This is a genomic window from Methylomonas aurea (assembly GCF_024505045.1).
In the GTDB taxonomy this organism is placed as follows: domain Bacteria; phylum Pseudomonadota; class Gammaproteobacteria; order Methylococcales; family Methylomonadaceae; genus Methylomonas; species Methylomonas aurea.
On the sequence record NZ_JANIBM010000067.1, the window covers coordinates 1 to 7,383 of the forward strand.

The following is a 7,383-nucleotide window of genomic DNA, read 5'->3' on the forward strand; positions in this document are numbered from 1 at the left end:
CGGGGCGGGTCATAAATCACATTTTCACCAATGCCAAACGGTGAAAGCTCAGAATCTAGCCTTGAATCGTCATTTTTATGGGATTGGAACTGCTCGGCATCATCCAGCGTTTCGAATTCATCAAAAATAGTCGCTTGTTCCCCATCCAGTCCAAAATCGTCGTAACCATCGCTGTCTGTTAGCGCCACAAGTGACTTAACCGGCGTTGTGGTTTGCTGAACAGCCTCGCCATTTTGATTTTGGCGTTTCAAATCACTAAATCGCTTAGGCTCACTAATCAGAATGTAAATTGCGCTATCAAAATTTTCGCCGCTGCCATTGCGTTGGGTTTCTCGGGTCGCAAAATACAGTGCCACCAAGGGGTTCGTAGTCCAGTCCATAAAACGGGTTGGCAAACCGTGGTGCTGGGCAATTGCTAAAGCCTCCCATTCGTTGCGCGGCAAATGATTTACATAGGTCAACAAATGGTTGCTGAAAGTTTCCAACACTTCTTGTTCTAATCGGTCGCGCTCCGCAGGCGTTTTGGCATCCAAATATTTGTAGCGACCGATCGAAGGCTTCAAATCATAACCATCCAAGGCTCGTTTGGTCTGACCACGAAAATACAGTCGGCTGCGTTTGCCGTTACGTTCGTCATTACCAAATCTATCGCGAACGATGCTCAAATACTCTTCAAAAGATTTAATTCTGAATTCATTCATCAGACGTATTCCCTAACATCAATTTTACCCGTGACTGCGGCTGTGATCAGTGCGCTGCGGTATTCCTGCAAGCGGGTGATGGCAGTTTCGACTTTTTCCACCAATCGGTCGATTTTGGCGGTTTCGCGGTCGAGATAGGTGGCAATGGCGGTTTGCTCTTCTTTAGGGGGAAAGGCAATAAACATTCTCGACAGATGCGTAGGACCGAAATGTTGAATAGTGCTGCCTGTTTTTGCCAGATTGGATTGATCAACAAATAAATTGGACAGAAAAAACCAACGAGTAAATCCACGGTCGGTTTTTGGATAAGGACGGATAATTATGATACCTGTATACGGAATAGAGCCTACAGTATCCTCATCAACCTCGGAGCAAAAACCTGTAGAGGCACTACCACTAATCAGTAGATCATGCTTTTTTACTCTAAAATGGGACCATCTTGTGGTTCCTAAGTCATGAGATACATAGTTGCACCCATCAAGCGTCACTAATCTTTTTCCAATAGAAGATATTCTTAATAATGGAATTCCATCATCAGTAAAATCTGAAGCCATAATTCCAGGCCCTTCGATAAATCTTATAGCGAGTTTCAAAGGTATCACCGCCCATTTTTCTGGGACAGGGCCTAACCACTCGATACCAGATGGCCTTAATCGGATGTGAGCTTCTAGGCCGAACTCCCGCGCGGCGTCGGCGGGCAGGCCGCGGGTGACGGTGCGGGAAATCAGCGCGCTACGTTTTTCCTTGAGCAATGCCACCAGCTTGCGCTTCTTCGCCACCAGCGTATCAATCCGCTCGGTTTCCCGATCCAGAAAATCCGCTATGGCGGTTTGTTCAATTTTTGGCGGAAACTGAACTTGAATAGAGTTCATATCTGATTGCGTAAGCTTATCCCGAGTAGCTCCATCGATAAATGCACCGTATCCAACACAATTCAAAGCATAAGCCAGGAATCTTTCTTCTAATTCATTAGTTGTTCTTAGAACGTGAGCGTGATTGTTAACCCAAATTTTCCCGTTGACAAAAAATGAAACGGGTTTATTAGGGTCAAAAAATGGCGCGCCATCTTCACCCAGTAATACAAGTGGTTCATCAAATAACCACTGATTGACATAATCAACAACGCAATTTGCGCCCCAATATGGATACTCGCCTTGCATTTCACTACGTTGTTCTCTATTGAGTGGAATACGTTTTCCGTCAAGGCATTGGGTTATGTAACTTAGACGCTTAATCTCCCAGTGCTCTGGCACCACCCCCAACCACGCCACCCCAGTGTCCTTGTATTGCCGATAAGCCGGATATTTCATTGCCGACCGCCTTTTTCCAGCTCTTGCTCCAATTGTTCCAAGGCTTTCAGGTCTTCGGCTTCGGCAGCCGTTGCTTCGTCGGCGCGGCGTTTGGCGTCGAATTCATCGAAGCGCTGTTCGGCGATGGTTTTCATCGCAGCCTTACTAATCGAACCCGCACCGCGTAAGATGGGCCGGTCGTTGAATTCCAGCAGGCGATCAATGTTGCTGCGCCAGTAATCCAGAGTGAGTTGTTTACGTTCCTTGACGCGCAATTCGGCCTGTTCCAGAAAGATCACTACCAAACGGTTCAGCGAGTCGATTTCATCAGCGTTCAGGTAATTTTTGGCGACAATCACATCGGCTTTGCGCACCCGGCTGCCTTTCCAGGTGGTCAGGTTCATATTGGGCGCGGTGGTATCGGCACGCTGGACGATGATTTCGGCGGCAGTGTGCTGGGTGACGGCATACAGCAATTTGTTTTGCACCTCGGCAAAGAACAATTTGGCATGTTCTTCGTTGCCTTGGTAATCGCTGCTAAGGGCAAACAGGTCGCGCACTTTTTGGTAAAAGCGTTTTTCCGAGGCGCGGATTTCGCGAATGCGCGCCAGCAACTCGTCGAAATAATCCCAGCCACCGGGATTTTTCAGCCGCTCGTCGTCCATTACAAAGCCTTTTACCAAGTATTCGGATAAATGGCGGCTGGCCCATTGTCGGAATTGCGTACCTCTTGGCGAGCGAACCCGGTAACCGATGGCCAGTATCATCGGCAGGCTGAATAGTTTGGTTTTGTAGTTCTTGCCGTCGGCGGCAGTTGTCAAGGATTCCTTGACAACTGAATTTTCCACAAGCTCACCGTCTTTAAGAATGTTCTTGATATGCAAGCTGATGTTCTGTTTGGTCGCTGCAAACAGCTCGGCAATTTCCAACTGCGTGAGCCAAACCGAGCCGTCTATGGCCTTGAGGTTGATTTTTGCTTGCCCATCGTCGGTTTGGTAAAGAATGACTTCGCCTTGTCCTTGGATTGGTTGCATGTCCGTCATGCTGTAACCTCTTTCAGTAAATCGACAATCTCGCCTTCCAGCGCCTTGATTTCAGCTTCGATGGTTTCCAGCTCGCGCGGCGGTTCGTAGCGATAGAAATGCCGATTCAGCGGGATTTCGTAGCCGATTTTGGTTTTGCTGTGGTCTATCCAGGCATCGGGGACATGGGGCAACACTTCGCGCTTAAAGTATTCGTCGATACTCTCCTTGAGCGGGACGGTTTCAGTGTCGCGCAAGTCGGCATCCGGCTCCGGGTTACCTTGCCTATCGGTGCAGATGTTTGCTGTTTCGTCACGCTCGCTTAATGCCGCCAACACGGCTTTGAGTTCCGGGGCAGACAGGCGCACGTCATGGGCGCGGTCGATGTCGCGCAGTGTCAGTAAAAATTGTTTGCGGTCTAAAAACAGGGTGTCGCCATGCTGCTTGGCAAAAGTTGCCAGCAAATCGCGGATTTGTTGTTGGCGGACGCGACCGGCTTCGATTTCCTGCTGGCGGACGGTTTCGTTCTTTTTACTGCTGCTGGCGAGGTTAATAAACGCGGTTTGCTCTTCCAGGCGGGCGATGCGCTCGGCGTTGGCTTGAAAATTGAGCCTGAGCGGACGCTCGACGGTAATCTTGTGATAACCAAAGTCTTCGTTATCGAACACTTTGCTGACTACAAGTTCTTTGTCTTTACCGTCAAATGTAAAGCTCCGGGGTTCGCCATCGGCAAAGTTGGCATAGATTTGGGTGATTTCGCCGATATGGTTCGGGTCTTTGGCTTTGTCGCTTGGGTCGCCAATGCGGCGGCGCTTGTTGCCCAAGGATTTTTCCATGGGCACCCAGAAATTGCGTGCGTCGATCAATTGCACTTTGCCTTTGCGCTGTGGTTCCTTGCGGTTGCTGATGATCCAGATGTAAGTGGATATACCGGTGTTGTAGAACAGTTGCTCCGGCAAGGCGACAATGGCTTCCAGCCAGTCGTTTTCGATAATCCAGCGACGGATTTCGCTTTCGCCGCTCCCCGCATCGCCGGTAAATAAAGGCGAACCGTTAAACACAATGCCGATGCGGCTGCCACCCGCCGCGACAGGGCGCATTTTGGCAATCATGTGTTGCAGAAACAGGAATGCACCATCGTTGATGCGCGGCGTACCGGCACCAAAGCGACCGGCAAAACCCAAGGTATCGGCTTCTTGCTGGATGTATTTCTGTTGCTGCTTCCATTCCACGCCAAATGGCGGATTGGCCAGCATGTAATCAAACGTCCATTTGTTGCCGTCGCTGTCGCGGTCAAAGCCGTCGCGGGTGAAGGTGTCGCCGAGAATGACGTTGTCGGCGTCTTCACCCTTGATCAGCATATCCGACTTACAGACCGCCCAAGCTTCGTCGTTAAAATCCTGGCCGAATAGTTTTGGCTGCGCGTCGATATTGAGTTTCCGAATGTATTCTTCTGCCACCGACAGCATGCCACCGGTGCCGCACGCCGGGTCATAAATGGTTTTGACGATGTGGCTTTGTGCTAAATCCTGCTCAGGCACCAATAACAGATTGACCATCAATTTGATGACTTCACGCGGAGTGAAATGCTCGCCGGCTTCTTCGTTCGATTGCTCGGCGCCGATACGGATGAGTTCTTCAAAGACATAACCCATCTGGACGTTATCGACCCGTTGCGGAGACAGGTCGATAGCGGCAAAGGCCTTGACCACCTCGAACAGGATGTTCTTTTCCGCCATGTGAGCGATTTGCTCGCTGAACTTGAACTTCTCCATGATGGCGCGGACATTCGGAGAAAAACCGTTGATGTAGCTGTTTAGATTGGGCGCCAGATTGTTCGGATCATTGAGCAGGGAATGATCGGCATTTTTATCGAACTGCATCCGCGACAAATTGTAAAAGCGGTGACCGGTAATGGATTGCAGTCTGGCCTGGATGACTCGCTCCGGTTTGGTTTTTAGGGTTTGAAATTCCTCAAACGCTGAATTTTTGGTGGGTGCGAGTAGACAATCGAAACGCCGCAATACGGTGAGCGGCAGAATGACTTTGCGGTATTCGTTGCGCTTGTATGGTCCGCGCAATAGGTTGCAGATGCTCCAGATAAAATTGGCTAGTTGGCTATGAGTTTCGCCGTTCATTGGTAAAGCCGTCCCTATTTTTGTTGTTCGTATGATTTATAGCATGTCTTAATGAGTGAGCCATTGCTCAGGCGCGCGATGTTAACCTTTTCTAGGAGGATAGTGATAGATTTGCTATTTTTTGGTTTGTCAAAGCTCTAACAACCGCCATGGCGAATTCGTCAGCGTTTGGTGCTGGTGGATTCCTTGGCGAGCTTAACTGCTGGATAATTTCACCTTGCCGGCTCTCCTGCACATAACCATAGCTGTACAAGGTCGTCAAAACCTCTTCATGACCTAAATTCTGGCTCCAGGCTTTCAATGCTTCCGGTGTCGGGCAAATCTGTAGTCCAAGCTTGACCAAAGTATCTCTGATGCTGTGCGGGTTGAAATAGGGCAAACCAGCGGCTTCAAACGCCTCGCGGAAAATAGCACGTATCGGCGACGCATTGCTCCAGTGAGCTTTTTCCAGGCCGGCAGCTTTAAAGACGTGGTCTTTGCTGACTGCGACTCGGGTTTTGGGAAACAATGGATCATCGTTGCCCCACAATAGATGTTCTTTGAGGTGACGCACCCAGTCATGGACAATTTGTTCTATTTCATCGCCCACCGGAAAAAAGAAAGTGGTGAAGGTCTTGCTGAATTTGGTTTTCACGTCACGCGCATCTTGAAACACGTTTCTGCCGGCAATATCGATATGTTTCAATTTCATCGAGGCGATGGCGCTGTCGCGTGCGCCAGTCAGCAAGGTGAAGGCAATCAGGGCGCGGTTACGCTGCTCGATGTCGGTCTGGTTCGGCATCAACTGGATGACGTGCTTTATCTGCTCCAGGGTTGGCACCGGTTTTGGTCGCTTTGCCGTGGCAATGCGAACCTCTTTTTCCGACAGATTGAAATACTCGGCGTCACTGTAGTTGATACGCGATTTATAGCCAGTTTGCATTGCCAGCCATTGGAAGAACGCTTTGAGCTGGCCTAGCGTGGAATGCATGGTGGCTTTGCTGATTGGCTTGCCGGTTTGTTGATTGAGTTGCTTGGCCAAATGATGCTTAAATGCCACGGCCTGTTCATAATGAAAAGCCTTGAAATCGCGGTGTTTGTTGTAGGCTTCGAAGCGACTGATGGCCTTAGCCACGGCATCGACCGAGCTTTCGTTTTGCCGCTTGGCTTCCTTCAAAAAAGCAAAGTATTGGCGCTTGATGCGCTCGTTGTTGGCATTGTATTTGGTCATGGTTTTATCTCACTGATTGAAGTCACTGTTTACGAGGGGGTTGTTACTATCGCTTATGTGTTTCAGTGCTTTCGTCTGCGTGATGTCCAAGTAGCCCCGGATTTCATCGAGTCGGTTGAATCTGACAAACTTGTTGATAATGCCGCCGCAGTCGGGGCAAAGACCGATCAATCGCCCTGTGTCAGAATTTAGCGGTTCATAATCAGCCATGTTTTCGGCTGGCCGTTGCGTTACCTTGCAGCGTACGCAATACATTTCAAAGAGCTGGCATTTTCGTTTCCTGCAGGTTCGTTTGCTTTGCCAGTAGCGACGAAGATCGGCGCCAGCAATCAGGATGGGGCGTTTCCGATCAATCGTCGGCAGCCCGTCTTTGATCCAGAGCCGCACGGTATTTTTGTGTACTGCATAGAGCATCGCGATTTCTTCTACCGTGTAGTTTCGGTGGATTTTGGCGCGATTGGGATTTTGGAGTTTGGCCATTTAACCGGTTCTGTTTTTAATAGGGCATGGTTAATGTAGGTGTGTCGCAAAAACAATCACGCAGGATTTTGATAAGCCGTTGTTTTTGGCTTTTGGCGTGCTGATTTTTAAGACACAAACTCATTGCAAAAAACTTTGTGTCTCAAAAAGCGGCATACAAAATCGCCTTGCGTGCTTCAATTTGATACGGTTGTTTTGTTTTTCTCATTCCAGTTTTCCCAGTCGTGGGTTGGTTTCCGGTGTTCAAACGGCATCCAGGTCAAACGCCATTCACGCGCCTTGCTGCCGGTTTTGCTGTTAAATAGAGATTCGTTTTCGCAGGCGATGAAGCCGCGTTCATTGAGAACCTTAAACGACTTCGAAGCCGTATTTACCGCGCAACCAATTTGGCTTGCCGCTTCTCGTACGCCATAGGCGACGGGTTGATCGTTTCGCCAATGTATCTGTAGCAACACCATCAACACCTTTGCTTCTGGCGGCAATGATTTGTAGGCATGCGATTCTAGCAATGCCCGAGAAATGACGATGACGCCGCCACGCTGT

7 protein-coding genes are annotated in these 7,383 nt (G+C 49.3%); all 7 read right to left on the reverse strand.

The window, feature by feature from the left end; translation table 11 throughout:
• A partial coding sequence (locus NP603_RS21465; RefSeq protein WP_256612906.1) for an FRG domain-containing protein occupies positions 1-701 on the reverse strand: 701 nt, incomplete at its 3' end.
• Positions 701-2,011, reverse strand: a complete 1,311-nt coding sequence (locus NP603_RS21470) for a restriction endonuclease subunit S (RefSeq protein ID WP_256612908.1) — start codon at positions 2,009-2,011, stop codon at positions 701-703. The genes NP603_RS21470 and NP603_RS21465, both read right to left, overlap by 1 nt.
• A complete protein-coding gene (locus NP603_RS21475) occupies positions 2,008-3,024 on the reverse strand; it encodes a virulence RhuM family protein (RefSeq protein ID WP_256612909.1) in 1,017 nt (338 codons plus the stop codon). The genes NP603_RS21470 and NP603_RS21475 overlap by 4 nt, the downstream gene beginning before the upstream one ends.
• 5 nt (positions 3,025-3,029) lie before the next feature.
• A complete protein-coding gene (locus NP603_RS21480; RefSeq protein WP_256612911.1) occupies positions 3,030-5,150 on the reverse strand; it encodes a type I restriction-modification system subunit M in 2,121 nt (706 codons plus the stop codon).
• A 91-nt stretch (positions 5,151-5,241) separates the two neighbouring features.
• Positions 5,242-6,360: a tyrosine-type recombinase/integrase gene (locus NP603_RS21485; RefSeq protein ID WP_256612912.1), complete on the reverse strand. Its 1,119-nt coding sequence runs from the start codon at positions 6,358-6,360 to the stop codon at positions 5,242-5,244.
• Between the two features lie 9 nt (positions 6,361-6,369).
• Complete coding sequence (locus tag NP603_RS21490) at positions 6,370-6,840, reverse strand: helix-turn-helix domain-containing protein (RefSeq protein ID WP_256612914.1); 471 nt, start codon at positions 6,838-6,840, stop codon at positions 6,370-6,372.
• A gap of 176 nt (positions 6,841-7,016) precedes the next feature.
• On the reverse strand, positions 7,017-7,383 hold a 367-nt coding region (locus NP603_RS21495; RefSeq protein WP_256612916.1), incomplete at its 5' end, for a GntR family transcriptional regulator.